This window comes from Aeromicrobium sp. A1-2 (assembly GCF_003443875.1).
Classification (GTDB): Bacteria; Actinomycetota; Actinomycetes; order Propionibacteriales; family Nocardioidaceae; genus Aeromicrobium.
The window spans coordinates 212,536-237,722 of sequence record NZ_CP027482.1; the positions used below are offsets into that span (position 1 = coordinate 212,536).

Annotated in this window: 25 protein-coding genes; 23 read left to right on the forward strand and 2 right to left on the reverse strand. The window is 68.3% G+C overall.

The window, feature by feature from the left end:
* The first annotated feature begins 5 nt into the window (after positions 1–5).
* From nuoL to C6I20_RS01030, 4 genes are read left to right on the forward strand one after another with little or no spacing between them, the layout of a single operon-like run.
* Positions 6–1,883 carry an NADH-quinone oxidoreductase subunit L gene (gene nuoL / locus C6I20_RS01015; protein WP_118394259.1) on the forward strand — a complete coding sequence of 626 codons (1,878 nt, stop codon included), beginning with the start codon at positions 6–8 and terminating at the stop codon, positions 1,881–1,883.
* The gene (locus C6I20_RS01020; protein ID WP_118394260.1) at positions 1,880–3,427 is read left to right on the forward strand and encodes an NADH-quinone oxidoreductase subunit M; all 1,548 of its coding nucleotides are present in this window, start codon (positions 1,880–1,882) and stop codon (positions 3,425–3,427) included. Before nuoL ends, C6I20_RS01020 begins: the two co-directional genes overlap by 4 nt.
* Positions 3,424–5,046: an NADH-quinone oxidoreductase subunit NuoN gene (gene nuoN, locus C6I20_RS01025; protein ID WP_118394261.1), complete on the forward strand. Its 1,623-nt coding sequence runs from the start codon at positions 3,424–3,426 to the stop codon at positions 5,044–5,046. The genes C6I20_RS01020 and nuoN overlap by 4 nt, the downstream gene beginning before the upstream one ends.
* A 24-nt stretch (positions 5,047–5,070) precedes the next feature.
* On the forward strand, positions 5,071–6,060 hold the full coding sequence (locus C6I20_RS01030) for a polyprenyl synthetase family protein (RefSeq protein ID WP_118394262.1): 990 nt from the start codon (positions 5,071–5,073) through the stop codon (positions 6,058–6,060).
* Between the two features lie 33 nt (positions 6,061–6,093).
* Here the strand turns inward: C6I20_RS01030 and rarD are convergent, their stop codons facing one another.
* A complete protein-coding gene (gene rarD, locus C6I20_RS01035) occupies positions 6,094–6,999 on the reverse strand; it encodes an EamA family transporter RarD (protein ID WP_254052200.1) in 906 nt (301 codons plus the stop codon).
* 106 nt (positions 7,000–7,105) lie between these two features.
* On the opposite strand from rarD, the gene C6I20_RS01040 reads away from it, so the two are divergent.
* The 11 genes from C6I20_RS01040 to C6I20_RS01090 all read left to right on the forward strand — a co-directional run bounded on the left by C6I20_RS01040 (position 7,106) and on the right by C6I20_RS01090 (position 16,133).
* Positions 7,106–7,699: a bifunctional 2-polyprenyl-6-hydroxyphenol methylase/3-demethylubiquinol 3-O-methyltransferase UbiG gene (locus C6I20_RS01040; RefSeq protein WP_118394263.1), complete on the forward strand. Its 594-nt coding sequence runs from the start codon at positions 7,106–7,108 to the stop codon at positions 7,697–7,699.
* Between the two features lie 92 nt (positions 7,700–7,791).
* On the forward strand, positions 7,792–8,157 hold the full coding sequence (locus tag C6I20_RS01045; RefSeq protein ID WP_118394264.1) for an NADH-quinone oxidoreductase subunit A: 366 nt from the start codon (positions 7,792–7,794) through the stop codon (positions 8,155–8,157).
* Between the two features lie 32 nt (positions 8,158–8,189).
* Positions 8,190–8,732: an NADH-quinone oxidoreductase subunit B gene (locus C6I20_RS01050; protein ID WP_118398426.1), complete on the forward strand. Its 543-nt coding sequence runs from the start codon at positions 8,190–8,192 to the stop codon at positions 8,730–8,732.
* The gene (locus tag C6I20_RS01055) at positions 8,729–9,265 is read left to right on the forward strand and encodes an NADH-quinone oxidoreductase subunit C (protein ID WP_118394265.1); all 537 of its coding nucleotides are present in this window, start codon (positions 8,729–8,731) and stop codon (positions 9,263–9,265) included. Before C6I20_RS01050 ends, C6I20_RS01055 begins: the two co-directional genes overlap by 4 nt.
* Positions 9,258–10,226, forward strand: a complete 969-nt coding sequence (locus C6I20_RS01060; protein WP_118394266.1) for a complex I subunit 1 family protein — start codon at positions 9,258–9,260, stop codon at positions 10,224–10,226. Before C6I20_RS01055 ends, C6I20_RS01060 begins: the two co-directional genes overlap by 8 nt.
* Positions 10,223–10,780 carry an NADH-quinone oxidoreductase subunit I gene (locus tag C6I20_RS17800; protein WP_118394267.1) on the forward strand — a complete coding sequence of 186 codons (558 nt, stop codon included), beginning with the start codon at positions 10,223–10,225 and terminating at the stop codon, positions 10,778–10,780. The genes C6I20_RS01060 and C6I20_RS17800 overlap by 4 nt, the downstream gene beginning before the upstream one ends.
* The gene (locus C6I20_RS01070; protein ID WP_118394268.1) at positions 10,777–11,274 is read left to right on the forward strand and encodes an NADH-quinone oxidoreductase subunit J; all 498 of its coding nucleotides are present in this window, start codon (positions 10,777–10,779) and stop codon (positions 11,272–11,274) included. Before C6I20_RS17800 ends, C6I20_RS01070 begins: the two co-directional genes overlap by 4 nt.
* Entirely contained in the window at positions 11,274–11,576 is a 303-nt protein-coding gene (gene nuoK, locus C6I20_RS01075; protein ID WP_118394269.1) for an NADH-quinone oxidoreductase subunit NuoK, read from the forward strand. Before C6I20_RS01070 ends, nuoK begins: the two co-directional genes overlap by 1 nt.
* Positions 11,573–13,252, forward strand: coding sequence for an NADH-quinone oxidoreductase subunit L (locus C6I20_RS01080; RefSeq protein WP_118394270.1), 1,680 nt, complete (start codon positions 11,573–11,575; stop codon positions 13,250–13,252). The genes nuoK and C6I20_RS01080 overlap by 4 nt, the downstream gene beginning before the upstream one ends.
* A complete protein-coding gene (locus C6I20_RS01085; protein ID WP_118394271.1) occupies positions 13,249–14,736 on the forward strand; it encodes a NuoM family protein in 1,488 nt (495 codons plus the stop codon). Before C6I20_RS01080 ends, C6I20_RS01085 begins: the two co-directional genes overlap by 4 nt.
* Entirely contained in the window at positions 14,733–16,133 is a 1,401-nt protein-coding gene (locus C6I20_RS01090; protein ID WP_118394272.1) for an NADH-quinone oxidoreductase subunit N, read from the forward strand. Before C6I20_RS01085 ends, C6I20_RS01090 begins: the two co-directional genes overlap by 4 nt.
* Before the next feature lie 85 nt (positions 16,134–16,218).
* On the opposite strand, the gene C6I20_RS01095 is transcribed toward C6I20_RS01090, so the two are convergent.
* Positions 16,219–16,710, reverse strand: coding sequence for a YajQ family cyclic di-GMP-binding protein (locus C6I20_RS01095; RefSeq protein WP_118394273.1), 492 nt, complete (start codon positions 16,708–16,710; stop codon positions 16,219–16,221).
* 180 nt (positions 16,711–16,890) lie between these two features.
* Between C6I20_RS01095 and C6I20_RS01100 the strand changes: the two genes are divergently transcribed.
* The 8 genes from C6I20_RS01100 to C6I20_RS01135 are packed head-to-tail and all read left to right on the forward strand — an operon-like array spanning position 16,891 to position 25,184.
* On the forward strand, positions 16,891–17,673 hold the full coding sequence (locus tag C6I20_RS01100) for an ABC transporter permease (RefSeq protein ID WP_118394274.1): 783 nt from the start codon (positions 16,891–16,893) through the stop codon (positions 17,671–17,673).
* On the forward strand, positions 17,670–18,482 hold the full coding sequence (locus tag C6I20_RS01105; RefSeq protein ID WP_118394275.1) for an ABC transporter permease: 813 nt from the start codon (positions 17,670–17,672) through the stop codon (positions 18,480–18,482). The genes C6I20_RS01100 and C6I20_RS01105 overlap by 4 nt, the downstream gene beginning before the upstream one ends.
* Positions 18,479–19,639 carry an MCE family protein gene (locus C6I20_RS01110; protein WP_118394276.1) on the forward strand — a complete coding sequence of 387 codons (1,161 nt, stop codon included), beginning with the start codon at positions 18,479–18,481 and terminating at the stop codon, positions 19,637–19,639. Before C6I20_RS01105 ends, C6I20_RS01110 begins: the two co-directional genes overlap by 4 nt.
* Positions 19,636–20,694: an MCE family protein gene (locus C6I20_RS01115; RefSeq protein ID WP_118394277.1), complete on the forward strand. Its 1,059-nt coding sequence runs from the start codon at positions 19,636–19,638 to the stop codon at positions 20,692–20,694. The genes C6I20_RS01110 and C6I20_RS01115 overlap by 4 nt, the downstream gene beginning before the upstream one ends.
* The gene (locus C6I20_RS01120) at positions 20,691–21,662 is read left to right on the forward strand and encodes an MCE family protein (protein WP_162891051.1); all 972 of its coding nucleotides are present in this window, start codon (positions 20,691–20,693) and stop codon (positions 21,660–21,662) included. Before C6I20_RS01115 ends, C6I20_RS01120 begins: the two co-directional genes overlap by 4 nt.
* On the forward strand, positions 21,659–22,858 hold the full coding sequence (locus C6I20_RS01125; protein ID WP_162891052.1) for an MCE family protein: 1,200 nt from the start codon (positions 21,659–21,661) through the stop codon (positions 22,856–22,858). The genes C6I20_RS01120 and C6I20_RS01125 overlap by 4 nt, the downstream gene beginning before the upstream one ends.
* Positions 22,858–23,997 carry an MCE family protein gene (locus C6I20_RS01130; RefSeq protein ID WP_162891053.1) on the forward strand — a complete coding sequence of 380 codons (1,140 nt, stop codon included), beginning with the start codon at positions 22,858–22,860 and terminating at the stop codon, positions 23,995–23,997. Before C6I20_RS01125 ends, C6I20_RS01130 begins: the two co-directional genes overlap by 1 nt.
* On the forward strand, positions 23,994–25,184 hold the full coding sequence (locus C6I20_RS01135; protein WP_118394280.1) for an MCE family protein: 1,191 nt from the start codon (positions 23,994–23,996) through the stop codon (positions 25,182–25,184). The genes C6I20_RS01130 and C6I20_RS01135 overlap by 4 nt, the downstream gene beginning before the upstream one ends.
* Positions 25,185–25,187 lie beyond the last annotated feature (3 nt).

A 25,187-nucleotide genomic window follows, 5' to 3' on the forward strand; every position in this document is an offset into this window, starting at 1 on the left:
ACACGATGTTCGATCTCCAGTGGCTGCTCATCGCCATCCCGCTGGCCAGCGGCGCCGGACTTCTCGTCTGGGGCAAGGAAGCCGACCGCTTCGGTCACCTGATCGGCACGGCAGCCTCGGCGCTGTCGTTCCTGTTCGGCGCGGTGCTGTTCATCTCGCTGCTCGGCAAGGGCGTTGACGACAGGTCGCAGTCGACCCGGCTGTTCACCTGGATCGACGCGGGCTCGTTCCACGTCGACATGGGTTTCACCTTCGACCAGCTGTCGGGCTTGTTCGTCCTGCTGATCACGGGCGTCGGCACCCTGATCCACGTCTACTCGATCGGCTACATGGAGCACGACGAGCGCCGTCGGCGTTTCTTCGCGTTCCTCAACATCTTCATCGCCGCGATGCTGACCCTGGTCCTCGCCTCGGACTACCTCGTGCTGTTCCTCGGGTGGGAGGGCGTCGGACTTGCGTCGTACCTGCTGATCGGGTTCTGGCAGCACAAGGACTCCGCTGCTGCGGCCGCCAAGAAGGCCTTCGTCGTCAACCGGGTCGGTGACCTCGGCATGGCGCTGGCCATCATGCTGATGTTCGCCCAGTTCGGCACTTCCTCGATCGACGCCGTCAACGGCGCGATCACCAACGCCTCCGGCTCGGTCGCCACCGCGCTGGGCCTGCTCCTGCTGCTCGGCGCGTGCGGCAAGTCCGCCCAGGTCCCGCTGCAGAGCTGGCTGCTCGACGCGATGGAGGGCCCGACCCCGGTCTCGGCCCTGATCCACGCGGCGACGATGGTCACCGCAGGTGTCTACCTCGTGGTCCGCTCCGGCGCGATCTTCGATGCCTCGGACACTGCTCGGACCGCTGTCATCGTGGTCGGCCTCGTGACGCTGCTGGTCGGCGCCTGGATCGGCTGCGCCAAGGACGACATCAAGAAGGCCCTCGCCGGATCCACGATGAGTCAGATCGGCTACATGATGCTGGCGGCGGGCCTCGGCCCGGCCGGCTACGCGTTCGCGATCTTCCACCTCATCACGCACGGCTTCTTCAAGGCCAACATGTTCCTCGGTGCCGGCTCGGTCATGCACGGCATGAACGACGATGTCGACATGCGGCACTACGGCGCACTGCGAAAGGCCATGCCGGTCACGTTCGCGACCTTTGGGCTCGGCTACCTCGCGATCATCGGATTCCCGGGGTTCTCGGGCTTCTGGTCCAAGGACAAGATCATCGAGACAGCCTTCGGGGAGAACGTCTGGGTCGGCCTGGGTGCGCTGCTCGGTGCGGGTGTCACGGCGTTCTACATGACGCGACTCATGATGATGACCTTCTTCGGCGACAAGCGCTGGAAGGAAGACGTCCACCCGCACGAGTCGCCCAAGGTCATGACGTACCCCCTGATCGCGCTGGGTGCACTGTCCCTGCTCGGTGGTCTGCTGCTCGTCAGCGACTGGATCGTCGAGTGGCTCGAACCGCTGACGGGTCATGCCGAGCACCACGAGCTGGCTATCCCCGAGATCGCCCTGACCGGCATCATCACCCTCGTCGCCGCGACGGGTGTGGCGTTGGGCTACCTGCTCTACGGCACCCGCGAGATCGCACCGGAGACACCTGCCGACGGCGATGTCTCGGTGTTCGCCCGTGCCGGCCGGCACGAGCTGTACGGCAACCAGCTCAACGATGCCGTGGTCGTTCGACCGACCCGTCACCTCACCAGGTTCCTGGTGTGGTTCGACGGCAAGGGCATCGACGGCTTCGTGACCGGTCTGGCCGACCGGCTCGGTGACACCTCGCAGTTCCTGCGCAAGCCGCAGACCGGCTATGTCCGTTCCTACGCACTCACGATGTTCGGCGGCGTCGCCCTCCTCGTGCTTGCCCTCCTGGCGGTGACCCTCGCATGATCCTCTCGATCCTCGCCGCGACTCCGATCGCGGGAGCGTTGATTCTCGCGCTCCTGCCTCGTGAGGCCGCGCCCCATCATCGGGCGAAGTTCGTCGCACTCGGCGTCTCCCTGATCACCCTGGCCATCTCGCTGGTCGTGATGGCTCGCTTCGACCAAGGCGCTGGCGGCTACCAGCTGACCGAGCAGCACACCTGGATCAAGGTCTTCGGGGCCTACTACTCGCTCGGGGTCAATGGCATCGGCATCACGCTGATCCTGCTGACCACGATCCTGACCCCGATCGTGATCCTTGCAGCGTTCGGCGATCGGCTGCCTGACCCCAAGAGCACCAACGCGTACTTCGCATGGATGCTCGCGGTCGAGGGCCTGGCGATCGGCGCGTTCGCCGCCACTGATGCGTTCTTGTTCTACGTCCTGTTCGAGGCGACGCTGATCCCGCTGTACTTCCTGATCGGCTCGTTCGGCGGCCCCAACCGGTCGTACGCCGCGGTCAAGTTCTTGATCTACAACTTGGTCGGCGGCTTGCTGATGCTGGCCTCGATCGTGGGTCTGTACGTCGTGAGCGCCCGCCAGGGCGACGCGTCGTTCCTGCTCAGCGATCTGCAGAACCTCGACTTCAGCACCAACACCGAGCGGTTGCTGTTCCTCGGCTTCATGGCCGCGTTCGCGATCAAGGCGCCGCTGTGGCCGCTCCACACGTGGTTGCCCGATGCCGCCGGTCAGGCGACGCCCGGCACCTCGGTGCTGATGGTCAGCGTGATCGACAAGATCGGCACGTTCGGCATGATCCGTTGGTGCCTCGGGCTGTTCCCGGGTGCCTCCGACTGGGCCAGTCCCGTCGTCATCGTGCTCGCGGTCATCAGCATCCTCTACGGCGCGCTGCTCGCGATCGGTCAGGACGACATCCGGCGGCTCATCGCCTTCACCTCGGTGTCGCACTTCGGCTTCATCATCCTGGGCATCTTCGCGTTCACCACGACCTCGATGGCCGGCTCGACGCTCTACATGTTCAACCATGGTCTCTCGACCGCAGTGCTGTTCCTCGTCACCGGCATGATGATTGCGCGGCGTGGCTCGGCACGGATCTCGGACTTCGGCGGCGTGCAGAAGATCGCCCCGATCATGTCAGGCGTCCTGCTGATCGCGGGCCTCTCGAGTCTCTCGCTGCCGGGTCTCGCGCCATTCGTCTCGGAGTTCCTGGTGCTGGCCGGCACCTTCACGGTGTCGATCCCGGCGGCCGCGTTCGCGACGCTCGGCATCGTCCTGGCGGCGCTCTACATCCTGATCATGTACCAGCGCGTCATGACCGGTCCGCTCCGTGAAGGCAACGAGGGCGTGCACGACCTCGGTCACCGCGAGATGGCGTCGTTGACTCCAGCGATCATCCTGATCGTCGGCCTCGGCTTCTTCCCACAACCACTGCTCAACGTCATCAACCCGGCGATCGACGACGTCGTCAGCCACATCGGCCAGGGTGACCCAGCTCCGAAGACCCCGACCTCCATCGGGGACGCCGGCACGACCGAAGGGGGCCACGAATGATCGCCTCGTACGTCACCGCGACCGACATGCCCCCCATCTCGGCGCCGCACATCGAGTACGCCCTGCTCGCGCCCTTGTTCATCATCGCCGGCGCCGCGGTGCTCGGCGTGGTCGTGGAGGCCTTCTGGCCGCGATCGACCAGGTTCCTCGCCCAGACGATCCTTGCGGTCGTCGCCATCATCGCGGCTTTCGGTGACACCATCTGGGTCTTCCAGGACCTCGACGTCATCGAGGGTGGCCGGTTGGCGCGTGGCACGGTTGCCGCCGAGGGCTCCCTCGCGATCGACGGCCCGGGAGTCTTCGCGTGGGGCATCCTGCTGATCTTCGGACTCATGAGCATGCTGCTGTTCGCTGAGCGCCGACTCGAGGGTGGCCTCAGTGCATTCACCGGCCGCGCCGCCGACGCCCCGGGATCCGCTGCCGAGGCCGAGGCGGTCAAGAACCGCGTCGAGCACACCGAGGTCTTCCCGCTCGCGCTGTTCGCGCTGGTGGGCATGATGCTGTTCGCGACGTCGAACGACCTGCTGACGATGTTCGTCGCACTCGAGGTCCTGAGCCTGCCGCTCTACCTGCTGTGCGGCCTGGCCCGCCGCCGCCGCCTGCTGAGCCAGGAGGCCGCGCTCAAGTACTTCCTGCTCGGCGCCTTCTCATCGGTGTTCTTCCTGTACGGCATCGCGCTGGCCTATGGATTCGCCGGCAGCTTCCGGCTCTCGGACATCGACCTCGCGGTGACGAACCGCACCGGTGGCGAGAACATGCTGCTCGCCGCGATCGCCCTGATGGCGGTCGGCCTGCTGTTCAAGATCGGCGCGGCCCCGTTCCACACCTGGACGCCCGACGTCTACCAGGGCGCACCGACCCCCGTCACGGCGTTCATGGCCGCCGGCACCAAGGCTGCGGCGTTCATCGCGCTCCTCCGGGTGTTCTTCGTGGCCTTCGGCGGGTCGTCATGGGACTGGCGACCGATCATCGTCGTCATCGCGATCATCACGATGTTCCTCGGCGCGGTCGTCTCGATCTCGCAGACCGACGTCAAGCGCATGCTGGCGTACTCCTCGATCGCCCATGCGGGCTTCCTGCTCGTCGGCTTCGTCGGCGCCTACGCCGGCGCTGCCGACTCGAACCGGGTCACCTCGGTCTCCAGCATCCTGTTCTACCTCACGGTCTACGGGATCTCCTCGATCGGCGCGTTCGCGATCGTTACCCTCGTGCGCGACTCCGGAGGCGAGACGACCCACTTGTCCAAGTGGGCCGGTCTCGGCAAGAAGTCGCCACTGCTCGCAGGCTCGTTCGCCCTGTTCATGCTGTCGTTCGCGGGTATTCCGCTCACGGGTGGCTTCATCGGCAAGTGGACGGTCTTCAGCGCAGCATGGTCCGGCGGCTTCTGGTGGCTCGTCGTGATCGGCGTGCTCGTGAGTGCGCTCGCGGCCTACTTCTACGTGCGTGTCATCGTCCTGATGTTCTTCACCGACCCGGTCGGGGACGGCCCGACCGTCGCGGTCCCGAGCATCCTGACTACCGTGGTCATCGCCGTCGCTGTGGTGGTCACGTTCGGACTCGGTATCATTCCGGGACCGGTGCTTGATCTTGCTCAGCACGCGGGCGCCTTCGTGCGTTGATCCGTTCCCCCTGAGGAGTTCTGCGTGTCGCAACTGGGTGTGTCGTTCACCGACGTCGCCCTGGAGGGGCGCGTCCAGACCGGGATCGAGGCCGTCGAGGCACAGCTGGCGGCCGCGGTCGACAGTCCCGAGACCTTCGTTGCCGAGGCCGCGGCGCACCTGCTCAATGCGGGCGGCAAACGGTTCCGGCCGTTGCTGGTGATGCTGTGCGCCGAGTTCGGCGAGTCGACGCACCCTGATGTCGCGCGCTCGGCTGTGGTCGTCGAGCTGACCCACCTCGCGACGCTCTATCACGATGACGTCATGGACGAGGCGGACAAACGACGTGGAGCACCCAGCGCCAACGCGCGATGGGACAACTCGGTTGCGATCCTGGTGGGTGACTACCTCTTCGCGCAGGCGTCCGACCTGGTCTCCGACCTGGGCACGGATGCCGTCCGGATCCAGGCGCGCACGTTCTCGCGGCTCGTCAAGGGCCAGATCCGCGAGACGCTCGGACCAGCGGCCGATGATGATGCCCTGGAGCACTATCTCTCGGTCGTCGCCGACAAGACCGGCTCCCTGATCGCCACGGCCGCGTTGTTCGGCGCCAAGATGGCGGGCGCGTCGGTCGACGTGCAGGAGACCTTGACCGAGTTCGGTGAGCGGATCGGTGCGGCATTCCAGCTCAGCGACGACATCATCGACATCGCCAGCGAAACAGGTGACTCGGGCAAGACCCCCGGCACCGACCTGCGCGAGGGTGTCCCGACCCTGCCGACCCTGATCGCGCTGCGCTCGACCGATCGCGACAGCGAGCGTCTGCGGAGTCTGCTGTCCCGTCCGCTCAGCGACGATGCGGAGCTCGACGAGGCGCTGCGACTCCTGCGGGTTCATCCGGCGATGCGCGAGGCGCGGACGTACGTCCAGGCCGAGGCCGATGCTGCCAACGCGCTGCTGGCCAAGCTGCCCGACGTGCCCGCGCGCGCCGCGCTGCAGGCACTCTGCGACACCGTCGCGACCCGACTGGGCTAGGCAACGTTCCTCGCTGCGGTTGGACTGGCGTCGTCAGACCGGGGCCGCTTCGGTTGGGAGCAGTCTCCGACGGCCGCGGATCGCGTCGATCGTGAAGATCACCAGTGCCGACCACACCAGGACGAAGCCGACCCAGCGAGCCGTGCTCATGGCCTCACCGAAGATCGTCAGTCCCACGATGAACTGGATGATCGGGCCGAGGTACTGCAGGAGGCCGATCGTGGTCAGTGACAGGCGGGTGGCGGCGGCGCCGAACAGCAGGAGCGGGATCGCCGTCACGACACCGGTCCCGATCAGCAGGGCGACATTGCCCGGCCCGGCGTGGCCGAAGGTCAGCTCGCTGCGCAACTGCAGCACGGCGAGGAAGGCCAGCGCGACGGGGAACAGGATCAGCGTCTCCATGCCGAGTCCCTCGAAGGCACCCAGATTGGCCTTCTTCTTCAAGAAGCCGTACGACGCGAACGAGAACGCGACCAGCAGGGCGACCCACGGAAGACGTCCGTAGTCGACGGTCAGGACCACGACCGCGATGATGCCGATCCCGACGGCGGCCCACTGTGCCGGCCGCAGGGTCTCTTTCAGCACGAACACGCCCAGCAGCACCGTGACGAGCGGGTTGATGAAGTAGCCCAGCGACGTCTCGATGACATGGCCGTTCGTCACGCCGTAGATGAAGCCGCCCCAGTTGAGCGCGATCGTGATCGAGGCGAAGGTCAGGATCACCATGAGCCGGCGGTCGCGGGCGATCGCGCGGAACCTGGACCAGCGACCCAGCACGCCGATCAGGATCATCACGAAGACCATCGACCACACGAACCGGTGGGCCAGGATCTCGAGCGATCCGGCGGGGTCGAGCAGCGGCCAGTAGAGGGGGAAGAAGCCCCAGCAGAGATAGGCGCCGACGCCCAGGACCACGCCGCCGCGGGAGTCGTTCTTCACCAGATGAGACTACGCCTGCTGGCCGGTCGGCCGACTCCGGCTCGGTCGATGGCGCCGGACGTGTCAGGATTTCGTGCAGAGCTGATCGTCGCGCGATGATGGGGTCATGGCCGATCGACCGCGGTGGTTCACCGAGACCAAGGACGGCCACTCGCAGTGGTACGTCCGACGCTTCCGCAAGCTGGCAGCGGACGGAGCGGACCTGGCGGGGGAGGCCAGGCTGATCGACGCGCTGATCGCCCCCGGCTCGCGGGTGCTGGACGCCGGTTGCGGACCGGGACGCGTCGGCGCCGAGCTGCACGCACGCGGCCACATCGTGGTCGGCGTCGACGCCGATGAGGTCCTGATCTCCGCGGCGAACGAGGATCATCCCGGTCCGGCGTGGCAGGTCGCGGACCTGACCGAGCTCGACCTCGACGAGGACCCGTTCGACGTCGCCGTTGTGGCCGGCAACGTCATGGTCTTCCTGGCCGCCGGCACCGAGCAGGATGTCCTCGAGCGGCTGTCGTCGCACGTGCGCAGCGGCGGCCGGATCGTGCTGGGTTTCGCCCTGGACCGGTCGTACGCGCTCGAGGCCTTCGACCGGGACGTCGCGGGTGCCGGGCTGGTGGTCGAGCAGCGGTTCGCGACCTGGGACCTCGAGCCATTCGGCGACGAGGCCGACTTTGCCGTGACGGTGCTGCGGGTGCCGGAGCGCTAGTGTCGACGTCTCATCCCCGTGATCGGGCGGTCTGTGGCGGGGCGCGGGGCCGAGACCCACACGGCGGGGCCGAAGTTCCCTAGAGTGTCCCCATGGGTGCCTACCTCGACGACTATGCGGCGGTGGGCCTCATCATTGTGGTGGGGATGGGGCTGGCCGCCGCGATGCTCGGGGCCAACCGGCTGATGCGTCCGCGGGTTGCCGCGCGGGAGAAGTACCTGACCTACGAGTCTGGCGTCGATCCGGTCGGCGAGGGCTGGTCGCAGTCCACCGTCCGTTACTACGTCTACGCCTTCCTCTACGTGATCTTCGCGGTCGACGCGGTCTACCTGTTTCCGTGGGCCGTCGTGCTCGAGGACATCGGCCGGGCCGCCGCGGCCGAGATGGCCATCTTCGTCGGGATCCTCGTCGTGGGCCTCGTGTACGCCTGGCGCAAGGGGGTGCTCTCGTGGACCTAGATCCGGCGAACCCCGGGCGGGTGGACCTCCCGATGCCGACCCTGGCGACCCCGACCCTGGGGCTGGGGTCTCAGATCGCGCCCAAGCCCGCGCGCTACCTGCTCAACTGGGGACGCAAGTACTCCCTGTGGGTCTTCAACTTCGGTCTGGCCTGCTGCGCGATCGAGTTCATCGCGACCTCGATGTCGCGCCACGACTTCATCCGACTGGGTGTCATCCCGTTCGCGCCGGGTCCGCGGCAGGCCGACCTGATGGTCGTGTCGGGCACCGTGACCGACAAGATGGCCCCGGCGATCAAGCGGCTGTACGACCAGATGCCCGAGCCCAAGTACGTCATCAGCTTCGGCTCGTGCGCCAACTCCGGCGGCCCCTACTGGGACTCCTACTCCGTGACCAAGGGCGTCGACCAGATCATCCCGGTCGACGTCTACGTCCCGGGGTGCCCGCCGAGGCCCGAGGCGCTGCTCAACGGCATCGTCACGCTGCAGGACAAGATCGCCGGCGAGAACCTGGCCGACCGCTATCGCCGTCCGACGACGTCACTGCTGTCGCCGCGCATCGAGGCGCCCGAGTGACCCTCGAGACCAATGACTTCGGGCCGCCGCACCGGGTCGTCGAGCCCGATCGGTGGCATGACGCCGTGGCGGCGCTCCGGCGTGACGGCTACACGTACTTCGACTGGTTGTCCGCGGTCGACGAGCACCCCGAGGGCTTCAGGCTCGTGCTGCACGTCGCGAGGATCAAGCCACTCGACCACCTGCTGCTCGTGACGTACCTCGACCGCGAGAGCTCGGCGATCGCGTCGATCCGCGACGTCTACGCCGGCGCCGGGTGGCACGAGCGCGAGACCCACGAGATGTTCGGCATCGACTTCCTGTCGGTCGGCACAGGACAGGCGCAGCTCCTGGAGCCGCTGCTGCTCCCAGACGGCTTCGAGGGGCATCCCCTGCGCAAGGAGTTCGTGCTGGCGTCCCGTGTTGCGAAGCCGTGGCCGGGAGCCAAGGAGCCCGGCGAGAGCGACGCCGAGTCGACGCACTCTCCGAGTCGCCGGCGGATCCGGCCGCCGGGCGTGCCCGAGCCGGGCGAGTGGGGTCCCGCGCATGAGTGACCTGCTCGAGGTGGTCGTGCGTTGTCTGGTGGTCGTCGGCGCATTCATGACCCTGCCGCTACTCGTGGGTCAGATGGAGCACAAGGCCATGGCGCACATGCAGAGCCGGATCGGCCCGATGTCCGCGGGCGGATTCCACGGCTGGGCCCAGCTGGTCGCGGACGGCGTCAAGTTCGTCCAGAAGGAGAGCATCACGCCGGTCGCCGCCGATCGTCGGGTCTTCCAGCTGGCTCCCGCCGTCGCGCTCGTGCCGTACCTGGTGGCGATGCTCGCGATCCCCCTCGGCCCATTCTTCGGGCAGGGCAACCTGATCGGCCAGGATCTCGACCTGGGCCTGTTCTTCGTGCTCGCAGCGATGAGCGTCGGCGTGCTCGGCACCCTGATGGCTGGCCTGGGCAGCGGCAACAAGTACTCCTACCTTGGCGGCATGCGCGTCGCGGCCCAGCTCATGTCGTACGAGCTGCCGATGGTGCTGGCCGCGGCCAGCGTCGCGATGGCGGCCGGCACGCTGTCGCTGATCGGCATCGCGGAGGCGTGGGAGCCGTGGTGGCTGCTCGCCCAGCTACCCGGCCTGATCGTGTTCTTCGTCGCGGGGCTCGCCGAGCTGCAGCGTCCACCCTTCGATGCCCCGATGGCCGATGCCGAGCTCGTCATGGGCCCCCTGACCGAGTACGGCGGCATGCGGTTCGCGATGTTCCTGCTGGCGGAGTACGCCGGGATCGTCGTGCTGTCCGGACTCACGGCGGTCCTGTTCCTCGGCGGCTGGGCCGGGCCGTGGTCGGACCAGCTCGGCTGGATCTGGACGCTGCTCAAGATCGCCGGCGTCTCGTTCCTGGTGATCTGGGCTCGCGTCGCGTACCCACGGCTCCGCGAGGACCAGGTCAACGCGCTCGCGTGGAAGGTGCTCGTGCCGCTCGCGCTGGCGCAGCTGACCCTCACGACGGTGCTGGTGGTCGCATGACCTACGGAAAGGGCCTCCTGCAGGGGCTCGCGGTGACGTGGCGCAACCTGACGCGGCGCACCGTCACGGCCCGCTATCCAGACGTCGAGCCGAACCTGCCCCCGCGCAGTCGCGGAGTCATCGCCCTGCAGGAGGAGAACTGCACCTCGTGCATGCTGTGCGCCCGGGAGTGCCCGTCGTGGTGCATCACGATCGACTCGCACAAGGAAACCATCCCGGCGACGACCGAGGGCGGCCGTGACCGCAGCCAGAACGTGCTCGACCAGTTCGACATCGACTACTCGCTCTGCATGTATTGCAGCATCTGCATCGAGGTGTGCCCGTTCGACGCGTTGCACTGGTCGCCGGAGTTCGCCTACGCCGAGGGCGACATGACCGATCTGACGCACGACATGAACCGCCTCCGTGAGTGGATGTGGACCGTCCCGCCGCCGCAGGCGCTGGATTCCCACGCGGAGCCGGCCAAGGAGGTCGCGGCGTACGAGCGATCACAGGTCGTCGAGCCGCCGCCGGCTCCGGGCCCACCGGCTCAAGGGCCGGAGGTGGCCGAGTGAGCGCCACCGAGGTCATCTTCCTGCTGTTCGCCGCAGTGGCCATCGGGTCGGCGCTGCTCGCGATGACGAGTCGACAGCTGGTCCACTCGGCGCTGTGGCTCGTGGTGACCCTCGGCGCCGTCGCAGGCTGCTTCGTCCTGCTGACTGCCGAGTTCGTCGCCTGGGTGCAGGTGCTGGTCTACGTCGGCTCGGTCGTCGTCCTGGTGATCTTTGCGCTGATGCTGACCCGCCAGCAGTCCACGATCTCAGCCGAGGTCACCAGCAACAGGTGGACCGCGGCCGTGTTGGGACTGGTCGCTTCGGTGGGTCTCGGCGCCACAGTGGTCTCCGGATTCCACGGCGAACGGATCGAGGGCAGGCGGATCGGCACGGCCGAGTCGATCGGTGACGCACTGTTCAACGACTGGGTCCTCCCGTTCGAGATCCTCAGTGGGGTCCTGCTCGCTGCGCTCGTCGGCGCGATCGTCATCTCCCGCGCGGGCGCTGATCGCTGATGCCCCTGCTCTATCCGTTGGTGCTGGCCGCCGCCCTGTTCGGCATCGGGCTCTACGGTGTCCTTGCCCGCCGCAACGCCGTGCTGATGCTGCTGGGGGTCGAGCTCATGCTCAACGCCGTCAACCTCAACCTGGTCGCCTTCGACGCGTGGTTCGCCGATGTGATGCACACCGGACAGGTGCTGACCCTGTTCACGATCACGATCGCCGCAGCGGAGATCGGCCTCGGTCTCGCGATCGTACTGTCCCTGTTCCGCGCCGTGCGGACCGTGGACGTCGACCGGGTGGGGGCCGACCGTTGAGGCGCTACTGGCCGTACGCAGCGGTGACCGCCGTGCTCGCCGTGCTCGTCGCGGTCTGGGCCATCCCGCATCTCGGCGACGCTAGCCCGAGCACGCGCGTCTGGGTCGAGGGCGACGAGCTGCTGGGCGTCTCGCTCGCGACCCACGTCGACTCGCTCGCCGCCCAGGTCCTGCTGCTCGCGGCCGGTGTCGGGCTGCTCGTGCAGATCTACTCGACGGCGTACCTCGCGAACCACCCGCGCTACCGCTCGTACGCGCTCATCATCGTGCTGTTCCTGCTCGGCATGATCGCGGTTGTCGTGGCCGACGACCTGTTCGTGCTGCTGGTGGGCTGGGAGGTCATGGGCCTGTGCTCGTACCTCCTGATCGGGCACGAGTGGGAGACGCCGCTGGCTCGCTCGGGTGCCGCCAAGGCGTTCCTGATGACTCGTGTCGCCGATCTGGGCCTGTTGGTCGCGATCCTGGTGATCGGGCAGACCTACGGCACGTACCGGATCAGCGAGGTGCTGGCTCAAGGCCCGAAGAATGCGACGGCGATCGGCCTGCTGGTGCTGATCGCTGTGATCGGCAAGTCTGCGCAGTTCCCGCTGCACACGTGGCTGCCCGATGCGATGCCCGGCCCCACCCCGATCACGGCCCTGATCCACGCCGCGACGATGGTCGCGGCCGGTGTCTACCTGATCGCCCGCCTGCTGCCGATCCTGTCCGCGTCGACGCTGGTCATGGTCCTGCTCGCGGTCGTCGCAGCGATCACGATGCTGCTGGGAGCGGTCTTCGCGCTGGCACAGAACGACCTCAAGCGGGCTCTGGCGTGGTCGACCGTCAGCCAGCTCGCCTTCATGTTCGCGGCGCTCGCAACCGGCGACGCGGACGCGGGCACCGACCACCTGCTGTCGCACGGCGCGTTCAAGGCCCTGCTGTTCCTCGGCTGCGGCTGCCTGATGCACGCGGTCGGCTCCAGCGCGCTCTCGGCGATGGGCGGGCTGCGCGGCCGCCTCCCGGTGACGTTCTGGACCATGACGATCGGCTTCGCGGCACTGGCCGGGGTCGTCCCAACAGTCGGCTTCTTCACCAAGGACGGCGTGCTCGACGCCCTGCATCGGGCCGGTGACGGCGAGGGACCACTGCCGGGCGGCTGGGCGTACGCCGTGCTCGGCGTGGCGTTGCTGACCTCGCTGCTCACCGCGATGTACGCGACCAGGCTCTGGTTGACGACGTTCTTCGGCGCGCCGGTCGAAGGTCACGAGGCGCCGCGCACCATGACCGTGCCGCTCGTGCTGCTTGCGGCGGCGACCCTCGCGCTGTCGATCGGCCAGCCCCTCCACCTTGGGATCGGGGTGCTGTCGACCGTGATCTCAGCGGCCGGTATCAGTCTGGTGGTGTGGCTGTGGCACAGCGGGGGCAGCGCCGAGATCCTCGTCCCGCTGCTGCCGGTCGAGCGTCGGCTGGACGCCCCGTACGCTCGCTGGCTGCCTGCCCTCGTGGGCTCGTCGGCCCGCGCGGTCGTCGAGCTCGATCGCGACGCCGTCGACGCCTACCCGCGCGCCTCGGCGGCGCTGGCCGAGCGGGCCTCTCAGGCGCTCGGGCTGGTGCAGTCGCGCAACGTGCAGCGCTATGCCACGGTCATTGCGGCTGGCGTCATCGTCCTCACCGCCGCGGCGGTGATCTGGACGTGATAGTTGCCGCCCTCGCCGCGCCCTTCGCGGTCGGCCTGCTCCTGATGCTCCTGCGCAAGCACACCCCCGGACGGGCAGCCGCCTGGCTCGGCAGCGCGACGATGACGCTGTCCCTGGTCCTGCTCGCGCTGGTCTGGGAGGGGCGCTCCGTGGTCTCCGGCGAGGTCGACGAGGGGTGGATCGAGCCGCTGGGTGCCAGGTTGCACCTCGGCGTCACGGCGCTGTCCTGGCCGTTCGTGCTGATGACCGCATTCCTCGGGGTGCTGTGCTGCGTATGGCTCGTGGCGGACGGCACCTCGCCCGCTCTCGTGGGGCTGGTGCTGGTGATCAGCGCGTCGTCGCTGGGCGTCTTCCTGTCGCTCGACCTGCTGCTGTTCTTCGTGTTCTTCGAGCTGGCCCTGATCCCGATGTGGTTCGTCATCGCGTGGTGGGGGAGCTCCGACCACAGCCCGTCGGACCGGAGTGATGGTCAGTCGAGCTCCAGGAACGTTGCCAGGGTTGCGGCGACCAGGTTCCTGCTGTTCACCGTCACGGGGTCCGCGCTGCTGCTGGTCGGCATCGTGATCGTCGCCCGCGATGCCGGTTCGCTGCAGATCCGCGACATCGCCGGAACCTCTGCGGCCGCGACGATCCTGATTGTTCTGGGCTTCGCGGTCAAGACGCCCCTGGTGCCGCTGCACACCTGGCTGCCGGACGCGCACGGCACGGCGCCCACGGTGGGATCGGTGCTGCTCGCCGGGGTCTTCCTCAAGCTTGGCACCTATGGGCTGCTCCTACTTGGGTCGCGCATGATGGCCGAGCCGTTCGGGGACGTTGCGCCCTACCTCGCGGGCGCCGGAGTCGTGGGCATCGTCTGGTCGGCGCTGGCCTGCTACGTCCAGGATGATCTCAAGCGGCTGATCGCGTACTCCAGCATCGGCCACATGGGCTTCGTCGTGCTGGCCATCTCGACCCAGAGCCGGATCGGGCTGGCGGCAGCGGTGTTCGGCTCGATCGCCCATGGTCTGGTTACTGGATTGTTGTTCTTCAGCGCCGGTGCGATGAAGGACCGCTTCGGCACGGCGTCGATGCGGGCGATCGGGCGCGGGCTCTACGGGCGTACGCCGTGGCTCGCCGCGGTCTTCGTGCTCGCGGCGGTCGCGAGCCTGGGCCTGCCCGGCCTGGCCGGCTTCTGGGGTGAGCTGCTGTCGCTCCGCGCGGCCTACGAGGTCGGCGACGTGCTGTCCAAGCCGCAGGCCTGGACCGCTCTCGGTCTAGCGGTGCTCGGCGTGGCACTCACCACGGCCTACTTCGTCCGGGCGATCCGGCTGCTCGCGCAGGGAGAGCCTGTGCCGCACGATGCCGACCGCGACCTGGGCGTTCGTGAGGCCCTGGTCGCGGCAGCCCTGGTCCTGCCGATCCTCGTGCTGGGGGTTGCGCCGGGCGTCCTGGTAGGCCTGTACGACGCTCCGGCCGGGTCCGCGGGGCAGGCGGTGGCGCCGTGAACATCCCCGTCGAGTGGTCTGTCGTCGGCCCGGCCGTCATCGTCGCGATCGGCGCCCTGGTGGCCCTGCTGGTCGACGCCTTCTACCCCCGTCGCACGTGGCTCGGCTCGGGCCTGCCGGCCAGCGCGGCCCTCGTGGTCGCTGGGCTCGAGCTGCTGCACGGCGAGATGTCGAGCTATTCGCTCGCGTTGTCGTTGATCGTGCTGGTCGGGACCCTGTTCGTGGTCGTCGCGTCGAACGTCATGAACTTCGAGAATGCGATGCCGCCGGGGGAGTACCACTTCCTGGTGCTCAGCGCCGGCGCCGGCGCGCTGATGATGGTTGCCGCGCGCGATCTGGTGACGCTGGTCGTCGCGCTCGAGCTGCTGTCCCTGCCCTCGATCGCGCTGGTTGGTCTGCGGCAGGGCGACCGACGCGCGATCGCTTCGGCGTGGACGTTCTTCCTGGCATCGGTCGTCTCGACCGCGATCACCCTGATGGGGGTATCGCTGCTGTACGGCGTGGCCGGCACGCTGGACTACGCGGGTCTGGACGCCGGGTTGCGGGACACCGCGATGCCGGACGGCGTCGTCGCGGTCGCCGTCGTGCTGACCGTCGTGGGCCTGCTGTTCAAGCTCGGTGCCGTGCCGTTCCACGTCTGGATCCCCGACACCTACGTCGGCGCTCCGGTCATGGTGGCCGGATTCCTGTCCTCGGTCTCCAAGGCGGCCTCGCTCGGTGCGATCCTGGTGCTGCTGGCCACGGCGCTGCCCCATGCGTACGACACGTGGCAGCCACTCATGGCGGTCGTCGCGGCAGTGACCATGACGGTCGGCAACCTCGGTGCGCTGCGGCAGGCCAATGCGGTCGGCATGCTGGCCTGGTCGTCCGTCGCGCAGGCTGGCTTCCTGATCGCGCCGGCGGCTGCGCTGCTGACGACCGACGGGCTCAGCGCCCCAGTGCAGTACCTCGCGGTGTACGCCTTGGCCAACCTGGTGGCGTTCGCGGCCCTGGCGGTCGTGCTGCGGCTGCGGGGGAGCACCGACTACGACGACCTGCGTGGCCTGGCGCGTACTGACCCGCCGACTGGTGTCCCGCTGGTGCTGGCCGCGCTGACGCTGGCTGGCTTCCCGCCGGCGATCATCGGCCTGGTCACCAAGTACGTCGTGTTCCGGCCCGTCGTCGAGGGCGACCACATCTGGCTGGCCGTCGTCATGGCGGTCAACGTCATGCTGGGCCTGGCGTACTACCTGCGGTTCATCGCGGTGCTGGTGGGCCGGCCCGACGTCGACGACCCCTACGTCAGCCCGTCCCCGCCGGTCTCGATCCGGATCGCCAAGTCCGCGGCCCTGATCGGCGCCGCGACTCTCGTCGTGCTGAGCGCGTGGCCCGACCTCCTCCTCTCACATCTGCCGTAACCCCCGCTGAGCCTGACGTTTCTGCGGCGAATCGCCGCTCGGGCACAGCAGAAACGTCAGGCTCAGCGGGGAGGTGAGGTGAGGATCAGCGGTAGTTGGTGAACTGGACCGCGAAGTCCAGATCGGCCCCCCTGACCAGCGCGATGATCTCCTGCAGATCGTCGCGCTTCTTGCTGCTGACCCGCAGCTCGTCGCCCTGGATCTGCACCTTGGCGCCCTTGGGCCCCTCATCGCGGATCAGCTTGGAGACCTTCTTGGCCTGGTCCTGGCTGATGCCCTCAGTGATCGTCGAGCTGATGCGGACGTCCTTGCCGGACTGGCGGGGCTCGCCCTCCTCGAGGGTCTTGAGCGAGATGCCGCGCTTGATCAGCTTGTCCTTGAAGACATCGAGGATCGCGAGGGCGCGCTCGTCGGCGTTGGCCTTGATCTCGATGCCGAACTCGCCGCTCCAGTCGATCTCCGCGCCGGTGTTCTTGAAGTCGTACCGCGTCGCGATCTCCTTCGCGGCCTGGTTGAGCGCGTTGTCGACCTCCTGGCGATCGATCTTGTTGACGATGTCGAATGACGAGTCGGCCATGGGTGCTCCTAAGGGTCTGGGACCCACCAGCCTACGAGCCTGCGCTCTCTTCATGGAACGGCGATCAACATACCTTAGGGTATGGTACCTTCTCGCGAGTGTGCGGACGGTCACATGCGGGTCGTGACCTGATGGCCCCACGACTCGTTCACCCGACGTGATGAGCGCCCCAGGAGGATCATGACCACCGTCGCCAGCCGCGGTCGTGCTGCGCTCGACGAGATCGGTGAGTTCTTCCTGTTCGTCCTCGATGTGCTCGCTTCGTTCCGCCGTCGACCGTTCCGGTGGGACGAGGCGGTCCAGCAGGGGTGGACCCTGGCGAGCGTCGTGATCATCCCGACCGCACTGGTCTCGATCCCGCTCGGTGCCGTCGTGGCGCTCCAGATCGGCAGCCTGACCCAGCAGCTGGGTGCGCAGAGCTTTGCCGGGGCAACCTCGGTCGTCGCGATCGTGCGGGAAGGTGCACCCATCGCGACGGCGCTGCTGCTCGCCGGGGCCGGTGGCTCGGCGATCTGTGCCGACTTCGGCTCGCGGACGATCCGTGAGGAGATCGACGCGCTCAAGGTGCTGGGGGTCAACATCAACGCTCGTCTGGTCCTGCCCCGACTCGTCGCGGCCATGGTCGTCGGCGTGCTGGTGACCGGATTCGTGATGGGCGTCGGGATCGCCGGCGGCTACTTCTTCAACGTCGTGCTGCAGGGTGGGACCAGCGGCGTGTACGTCGAGAGCTTCAAGACGCTCGCGACAATTCCCGATCTCGCCTCGGCCCTGGCCAAGGGCATGGTGTTCGGCGCGATTGCCGCACTCGTCGGATCGTTCAAGGGCCTGCGGGTCAAGGGCGGGCCAAAGGGAGTCGGCGACGCGGTCAACGAGACCGTAGTGATGACCTTCCTGCTGCTGTTCACGGTCAACTACGTCATGACGACGGCGTACCTCCAGCTCTTCCCCCAGGGCACACGATGAGCATCCTGTCGCCAGCCGCCGGGTTGGAGGAGCTGGGGCACCAGCTGCGGTTCTACGGCCAGTCGCTGCGCTGGGCCCCGCGCACCATCACCCGCTACCGCCGGGAGGTGCTCTCGGTCCTGTCGGACATTGCCTTCGGCACGGGTGGGCTGGCGATCGTCGGCGGCACGGTGGGCGTCATGTTCGCCCTGTCGTACGCCGTCGGCGCCGAGATCGGGCTGCAGAGCCACGCCTCGCTGGACCAGATCGGTGCCGCCAACTTCACGGCGTTCCTGTCGGCCTACTTCAACACCCGAGAAGCCGCGCCGCTGATAGCCGGCGTAGCCCTCGCGGCCACGATCGGCTGCGGCTTCACCGCGCAGCTCGGTGCGATGCGGATCAGCGAGGAGGTTGACGCGCTCGAGGTCATGGGTATCCAGTCGATTCCGTTCCTCGTGACCTCCCGGATGGTCGCCGCAGTGATCGGCGTCGTGCCGCTGTACGCCGTGGGGCTGTTCGCGTCGTACCTCGCGACGCGCTTCGTGACGACCGGCTACTTCGGGCAGTCCGCTGGCACGTACGACCACTACTTCATGCAGTACCTCGCGCCGGTCGACGTGCTCTGGTCATTCGCCAAGGTCATCGTGTTCGCGATCGCGATCATCCTGATCCACTGCTACTACGGCTACTTCGCCTCCGGCGGCCCGTCCGGCGTCGGCCTCGCGGTCGGTCGCGCGATCCGTACCTCGATCGTCGTGCTCGTCACGACCGACTTCTTCATCAGCTTCGCGGTCTGGGGCTCCAGCACGACCGTCAGGATCACCGGATGACGCGTGCGGAGTCGCGCCGCGAGGCAGTCGGGCTCCAGCTCACAGGGCTGGTGTACGTCCTGGTGATCGGCGCACTGATCTGGCTGTCGATCGCGATCTACGCCAAGACGTTCACCGATCACGTCACGATCGAGCTGCGTGCCGAGCGGGCCGGACAGCAGCTCAACGTGGGCGGCGACGTCCGGATGAACGGGGCGATCGTGGGTCGTGTCGCCAAGGTCGAGCCGGGTCGACCGGGCGCTCACATCGCCCTGCAGATCGACCACGAGGCGGCTGACCAGATCCCGTCGGACGTCACCGGCAGGATCCTGCCCACGACCTTGTTCGGGCAGAAGTTCGTCGAGCTCAGCTCCGCGGCCGATCCAACCGACGACCACCTCGAGGACGGCACGATCATCCAGCAGGACACCTCGGCGGAAGCCGTCGAGATCACCCAGGTGCTGGACAACCTCGATCCCCTCTTGACCGCGGTCCGCCCCGAGCGACTGGCCGCGACGCTCGGGGCCCTCTCGACCGGGCTCGAGGGACGCGGCGCCACGCTCGGCCGGCTGATCGACGACTCGGGGAGCTATCTGACCTCGCTCAACCAGCTGACTCCCGATCTGGAGCGCGACCTGGGCCTCCTGCGGGACGTCAGCGGTCAGTACGCCGACGCGGCGCCGGACCTGCTGGCGCTCGCGCGGAGCGCCTCGGTCACGACGTCGACGATCGTGGCGCGGCAGGGCGACCTCCGTGACTTCTACGTCAACGTCTCGGGTGCCGCAGCCGCCGGGGATGATCTGCTGCGAGCCAACCGCGAGAACCTGGTCGAGGCCGCGCGGCTGGCCCGCCCCACGCTCGAGCTGCTCGAGGAGTACGCACCCGAGGTCGGGTGCGTACTCGACGGCTTCCTAGCGGTGGCCGCCCAGACCACGGCCCAGATCTCGGGAGTGCTGTTCAAGGGTCAGTTCACCCTCGGCGCCCAGGTCCCGGGCTACTCGACGTCCGACACGCTCGAGTTCGGCGACATCGGCACCGGTCCGGCGTGCCGCGGCCTGCCGAACGCGCCGATCCCCTATCCGGGCGTGACGCTGAACGACGGCTACTCACACCCGCCGGCGAATGATCTGCTCCCGATCCTGCTCGGCCCCGACGCAAGGGCTCCGGTGCTGCCATGAGCAACCGGCACGCGACCCGCGATGCGGGCATCAAACTGTTGCTGCTGGCGGTCCTCTCGATCGCGGTCACGATCACGATCGCCGCGACGATCCGCCCGCTGGGGTCTGGCTCGCCCACGCGGACGTACGCCGCGGAGTTCACCTCGGCGAGCCGGGTTCGACCCGGTGACGACGTCCGTGTCGCGGGAGTGCCGGTCGGCCGTGTCTCCGCCGTCGCGGTCACCTCCCGTGCGACGGCGCGGGTGTCGCTGGAGGTCGAGCGCGACGTCGCACTGTCGACCGCCACCCGGGTCGAGATCCGCTACCTCAACCTGGTCGGCGACCGCTACGTCGCACTGGTCGATCCCGGCACGGTCGACGAGCCGCAGCGCGCCGCCGCGACGATCGGTGTCGCGCGGACACAGCCCGCGCTCGACCTCAACGTGCTGCTGAACGGCTTCAAGCCGTTGTTTGCGGCGCTCAGCCCCGAAGACGTCAACAACCTGGCGCTCGACATCGTCCAGACGCTCCAGGGTGATGGCTCGACCGTACGTGACCTGATCACGCACACGGCGTCCCTCACGACGAGCCTGGCCGAGCGGGACGACGTCATCACCAGCGTCATCACGAACCTCAACACGACGGTCGGCCTGGTCGCCGACCGGCACACTCAGCTCGAGCAGCTCATCGGCGGGCTCGACGACTTCGTCAGCGGGCTGTCGCGCGACCGCAAGGTCGTGGGTGCGGCGATCGAGCACGTCGACTCCATGACGGAGCTGTCCGCGGACCTGCTTGCAGACTCGCGTCCGGCGCTCAAGACCGACATCGCCCACCTTCGGACGATCGCCGAGACGCTCAACGAGCCGGCGAACCGCAAGCTCGTGGAACACACGCTCGACCACGTCCCGGACAAGCTCGACCGGCTCACGCGCACCGCGTCGTACGGCTCGTGGTTCAACTACTACGTGTGCGGCGTGAGCTTCAAGGTCTCGACCAAGACCGGGATCGACGCGGGCCTGGCGCGACTGTTCAACGACATCCGGCTCACCGACACGGCCGAGAGGTGCCAGTCGTGAACGACCGTTCGACGCGGAACCCGACCATCGCCGCCGTGATCGGCATCCTGCTGATCGCCCTGGCACTGCTGCTGGTGCTCCGGCTGGACCGGCTTCCCTTCGTCTCCGGCGGGGGACGTGAGCTGAGCGCCGAGTTCAGCGACTCCAGCGGGCTCGAGCGCGGTGACCGGGTCGAGGTCGCGGGCGTCAACGTCGGCGAGGTGCAGGACGTCGTGATGGGTCGAGCGCACGTCATCGTCCGGTTCACGATCGACCCGGCGATCCGGCTCGGCTCGACCACCACCGCGTCGATCCGGGTCGGCAACCTGCTGGGCAGCAAGTTCGTGGAGATCGTGCCCCAGGGCACGGGAGCGCTCGCTTCGGGTGCCATCCCGGTCGCGCGGACCACGCCGGCATACGACATCGTCACGGCGTTCGGCGAGCTGACCGACACCGTCGAGCAGATCGACACCGACCAGCTCGGGACGGCGCTGGACACGATCGCCACGACCTTCGAGGGATCGTCCGAGGACGTGCACGCGGCGATCCGTGGGCTGTCCCAGATCACTCGCACGATCGCGTCGCGGGACGAGGAGGTCGGGATGCTGCTGGGGCGCAGCCAGACGTTGACGGCCTCGCTGGACGGCAGCAAGGCCGACCTGACCCACCTTGTGGTCCAGGCCAACGCGCTGCTGGCCGAGGTCGATCGGAGACGCGATGCCCTGCGCGGTCTGGTGATCCATTCGCGCCAGCTGTCCGAGGAGCTGCGCGGACTGGTCAAGGACAACCAGAAGCAGATCGGTCCGGCCCTCGACGAGCTCGAGCAGGTGACCGAGCTGCTCGCCGAGCGTCAGGACCAGCTCGGCGACACGGTGCACGCCGTCGCCAAGTTCGCCCGGGTCTTCAGCAACACGATCGGCAGTGGCCCATGGTTCGACTCCACGATCGGCAACGGGCCCAACAATCTCGAGCTGGGACCGAAACCATGACGATGCTCTCCGGGCGCGCCACTCCCCGTGTTGCCGCAGCGGTCGTGGGCTTGCTGCTCGTGGCAGCCCTCGTCACGATGACGCGCGGCGAGGCGACCCGCACCGTGAGCGCGGTGTTCCCGCGGACGGTGAGCCTGTTCGAGGGATCCGACGTACGCATCATGGGCATCCGCGTCGGCACGGTCACCGCGATCACCCCGCAGGGCACGTCGGTCCGCGTCGACATGGAGTACGCCCGCAAGTACGACGTCCCGGCCGACGCCAAGGCGGTCATCGTGTCGCCCTCGGTGATCTCGGACCGCTTCGTCCAGCTCACCCCGGCCTACGTCGGCGGTGAGCGTCTTGCCGAGGGGGCGGTGATCGCCCAGGAGGACACCGCGGTGCCGGTCGAGCTGGATCGCACCTTCGAGGCGACCCAGCAGCTCATGGACGCCCTCGGCCCCAGCGGCGCCAACCGGCACGGGGCGCTGTCCGGACTGCTCTCGGTGCTCGCCGACACCCTCGACGGGCAAGGAGCCGAGCTCAACGGCGCGATCACGGGCGTGTCGGACGTGGTGGGGACGCTCGGCGACCACGCTGATGACATCAGCGGCTCGATCACGCACCTCAGCAGCCTCAGCTCACGCCTGGCCGACTACGACTCGGACATCGAGGGCCTCAACACGCGGCTGGCATCGGTCTCCTCCTCGTTGGCCGACAACCAGGACAACATCTCGATCCTGCTGGCCAGCCTGGCGAAGTCCCTGGGTGAGGTCGGGACGTTCGTCGAGGACAATCGCGAGTCGCTCTCGGCCAACGTGGAGTCGCTGTCCCGTGTCGCGACGGCGCTCGACGACGAGCGCATCGCGCTGACCCAGATCGTCGACATCGCACCGCTGGCCTTCACCAACCTGGTCAACACGTACGATCCGGCGACCAAGGCCGTGCGCACCCGGGCCAACTTCGCCGAGGTCCTGCGCCGTGCTGACCTGGCGATCTGCAGCGCGATCCCGGCTGCGGCCGGTGACTCCGCAGACACCGCCTGCGACCTGCTCAGGTCGATCGTCGTGGCCCTGCCCGACCAGGGTGGCATCGGTCTGCCGGCGACGCCGAGCGCCGACCCGACGGATCCGTCCCAGCTGCCGCAGCTCATCGCGGGACTGAGCGGCACCGAGGACCTGCTCGGCGGCATCGCCGGTGTGGTCGGAGGGCGATGATGCGCAATCTACTGGCTGCCGTCCTCGCCGCGCTGCTGCTCGGCGGCTGCGGCTATTCGGGCCTCGGGCAGTTGCCCCTGCCGGGTGGTCCCGACACCGGCAAGGACTCGTACGTCGTCACGGCGGACTTCTCCGACGTGCTCAACCTGGCCCGCCAGTCGACTGTCAAGGCCGACGGTGTGACGATCGGCCGGGTCGAGCGGATCGAGCGGCGTGGTTGGAAGGCGCGGGCGGTGCTGCGAATCCGTGGAGACGTCGCGCTGCCGGCCGAGACCGTGGCGCACATCGGGCAGACCAGCCTGCTCGGAGAGAAGTTCGTCGACCTCCAGGCCCCAGCCGGGCCGGCGGACGGTCCAGTGCTCAAGGATGGTTCGGCCATTTCCATCGGCAGCACGAGCCGGGGGGCTGAGGTCGAGGAGGTCCTCGGTGCGCTGTCCCTGCTGCTCAACGGTGGCGGAGTTGCCCAGCTCAAGTCGATCTCCCAGGAGCTCCACCAGGCGCTGGACCCGGACACCGTCGACGCTGCACGGTTCCTCCAGCAGCTCGACCGCTTCGTCGGCACCCTGGATCGCAACCGCACCACGATCATCGAGACCCTCGAGAACGTCGACGCGCTGACCCGCACGATCAACGCGGACCGCCGGACCGTCGACCAGGCCCTGGATGACCTCGGTCCCGGCTTCCGTGTCCTCGCCGGGCAGCAGGAGGAGCTCACGTCGATGCTGGGGCACCTCGACTCGTTCAGCACCGTGGCGTCCGATGTGGTCCGGCAATCCGGCGCCGACCTGACCGCCGATCTGGATGCGCTGCGTCCCACCCTGGCCCAGCTCGCCGCGGCGGGCGACTCCCTGCCCCAGGCGCTCGAGGTGATCCTGACCTTCCCGTTCCCGGACGCGGTCCTCAACGCCGTCAAGGGCGACTACGTGAATCTCGACGTCGAGATCGACCTGTCCGCCCTGGACATCCTCAAGAACGTCACCGGCGGCATCGTCGACCCGTACATCCTGCCGCTGCCGTTCGACGACGTCGACGAGCCGCTGCTCGTGCCTGGTCTCCCGGCCGCGTCGACGACGGAAGCGCCCATCGTCCCGTCGGTCGACGGCGGCCTGCTGGGCCTGCTGCTGGGTGGCGTGCGATGAGGCGGGCGACCAGGCTCAGGCTGCTGGCCTTCCTGCTGATCGGTGCCGTCGCGGTCGTCCACGCGGGTGTCCGCTATGCGGGCCTCGGCAGCCTCGTGCGCTCCGACTCGTACGAAGTGACCGTGCGGCTGGCCGACAGCGGGGGGCTCTTCGACCGCGCCGAGGTCACCTATCGCGGGGTGACGGTCGGCCGGGTCACCGATGTGAGGTTCCGGCGCGACGGGGTGGACGCAGTGCTCGCGATCGAGCGGGACCGGCGGATCCCGTCGGACCTGGCCGTCGAGGTGCACAACCGCTCGGCGGTCGGCGAGCAGTACATCGACCTGGTGCCGGCGAGCACCGGCGCGCCCTACCTGGCTGCGGGCGACGTCGTGCAGGAGAGCGTGACCTCGACACCTATCGACGAGAACGACCTGCTGGTCTCGATCGACCGCTTCGTGCGGTCGGTCGACACCGACGACCTGGCGACGGTCATCGACGAGACCGGGATCGCGTTCGAGGGCGTCGGTGACGACCTCCAACGACTGATCGACGGCGGTGCAGCCCTCGTGGATGCCGCTGCCCGGTCGCTGCCCGCTACGCGTGAGCTGCTGCAGAGTGGCCGCGTCGTGCTGGAGACCCAGGACGACCAGGCGCAGCTGATCTCGGGCTACCTCGGGGACCTCGCCGGCGTCAGCGGAGTGCTGAGCGATCAGGACGGCGACCTCCGGGTGATCCTGCGGGACGGGAGCTTGGCCGCCGGACAGCTCAAGATCCTGGCCGATGACCTCGCCCCGTCGCTGGAGCCCCTGCTCGCCGATCTGGTCGACCTGGGTGACATCGCCTACCGTCGCCAGGACGGCATCGAGGAGACGCTCGTGGCGCTGCCGTGGGCACTGGCCAGCGCCCAGACGCCAGGACGGGAGGGCCGGGCGCACTTCGGCCTCGCGCTCGCACAGGACCCCGCCGTCTGCCAGGAGGGCTACGTGCCGGTCAGCGAGTGGCGGGCCGCGCGAGACACGACACATGTCCCGGCCCCCGACAGCCTGGGCTGCGACGAGGCAGCACCGTCGGTGCCACGCGGCTCGCCGGCTGTCATCGGCCGCACGGGCGCTGGCGACCTCGGACGGTCCGCTGCGATGGGCAGCACCAGCGGGTCGAGCCGGTCGTGGAGGACGATGTTCACGGTCCCCCTTCTGGGGGACTAGCCT

Excerpts from the sequence above, each read along its gene's own strand:
- C6I20_RS01045 (WP_118394264.1), top strand. The coding sequence starts at position 7,792 with ATGGGTGCCTACCTCGACGACTATGCGGCGGTGGGCCTCATCATTGTG.
- C6I20_RS01040 (WP_118394263.1), top strand. The coding sequence starts at position 7,106 with ATGGCCGATCGACCGCGGTGGTTCACCGAGACCAAGGACGGCCACTCG.
- C6I20_RS17800 (WP_118394267.1), top strand. The coding sequence starts at position 10,223 with ATGACCTACGGAAAGGGCCTCCTGCAGGGGCTCGCGGTGACGTGGCGC.
- C6I20_RS01130 (WP_162891053.1), top strand. The coding sequence starts at position 22,858 with ATGCGCAATCTACTGGCTGCCGTCCTCGCCGCGCTGCTGCTCGGCGGC.
- C6I20_RS01105 (WP_118394275.1), top strand. The coding sequence starts at position 17,670 with ATGAGCATCCTGTCGCCAGCCGCCGGGTTGGAGGAGCTGGGGCACCAG.
- C6I20_RS01095 (WP_118394273.1), bottom strand. The coding sequence starts at position 16,710 with ATGGCCGACTCGTCATTCGACATCGTCAACAAGATCGATCGCCAGGAG.
- C6I20_RS01100 (WP_118394274.1), top strand. The coding sequence starts at position 16,891 with ATGACCACCGTCGCCAGCCGCGGTCGTGCTGCGCTCGACGAGATCGGT.
- C6I20_RS01135 (WP_118394280.1), top strand. The coding sequence starts at position 23,994 with ATGAGGCGGGCGACCAGGCTCAGGCTGCTGGCCTTCCTGCTGATCGGT.
- nuoK (WP_118394269.1), top strand. The coding sequence starts at position 11,274 with ATGCCCCTGCTCTATCCGTTGGTGCTGGCCGCCGCCCTGTTCGGCATC.
- nuoN (WP_118394261.1), top strand. The coding sequence starts at position 3,424 with ATGATCGCCTCGTACGTCACCGCGACCGACATGCCCCCCATCTCGGCG.
- C6I20_RS01060 (WP_118394266.1), top strand. The coding sequence starts at position 9,258 with ATGAGTGACCTGCTCGAGGTGGTCGTGCGTTGTCTGGTGGTCGTCGGC.
- C6I20_RS01020 (WP_118394260.1), top strand. The coding sequence starts at position 1,880 with ATGATCCTCTCGATCCTCGCCGCGACTCCGATCGCGGGAGCGTTGATT.
- C6I20_RS01050 (WP_118398426.1), top strand. The coding sequence starts at position 8,190 with ATGCCGACCCTGGCGACCCCGACCCTGGGGCTGGGGTCTCAGATCGCG.
- C6I20_RS01115 (WP_118394277.1), top strand. The coding sequence starts at position 19,636 with ATGAGCAACCGGCACGCGACCCGCGATGCGGGCATCAAACTGTTGCTG.
- C6I20_RS01125 (WP_162891052.1), top strand. The coding sequence starts at position 21,659 with ATGACGATGCTCTCCGGGCGCGCCACTCCCCGTGTTGCCGCAGCGGTC.
- C6I20_RS01110 (WP_118394276.1), top strand. The coding sequence starts at position 18,479 with ATGACGCGTGCGGAGTCGCGCCGCGAGGCAGTCGGGCTCCAGCTCACA.
- nuoL (WP_118394259.1), top strand. The coding sequence starts at position 6 with ATGTTCGATCTCCAGTGGCTGCTCATCGCCATCCCGCTGGCCAGCGGC.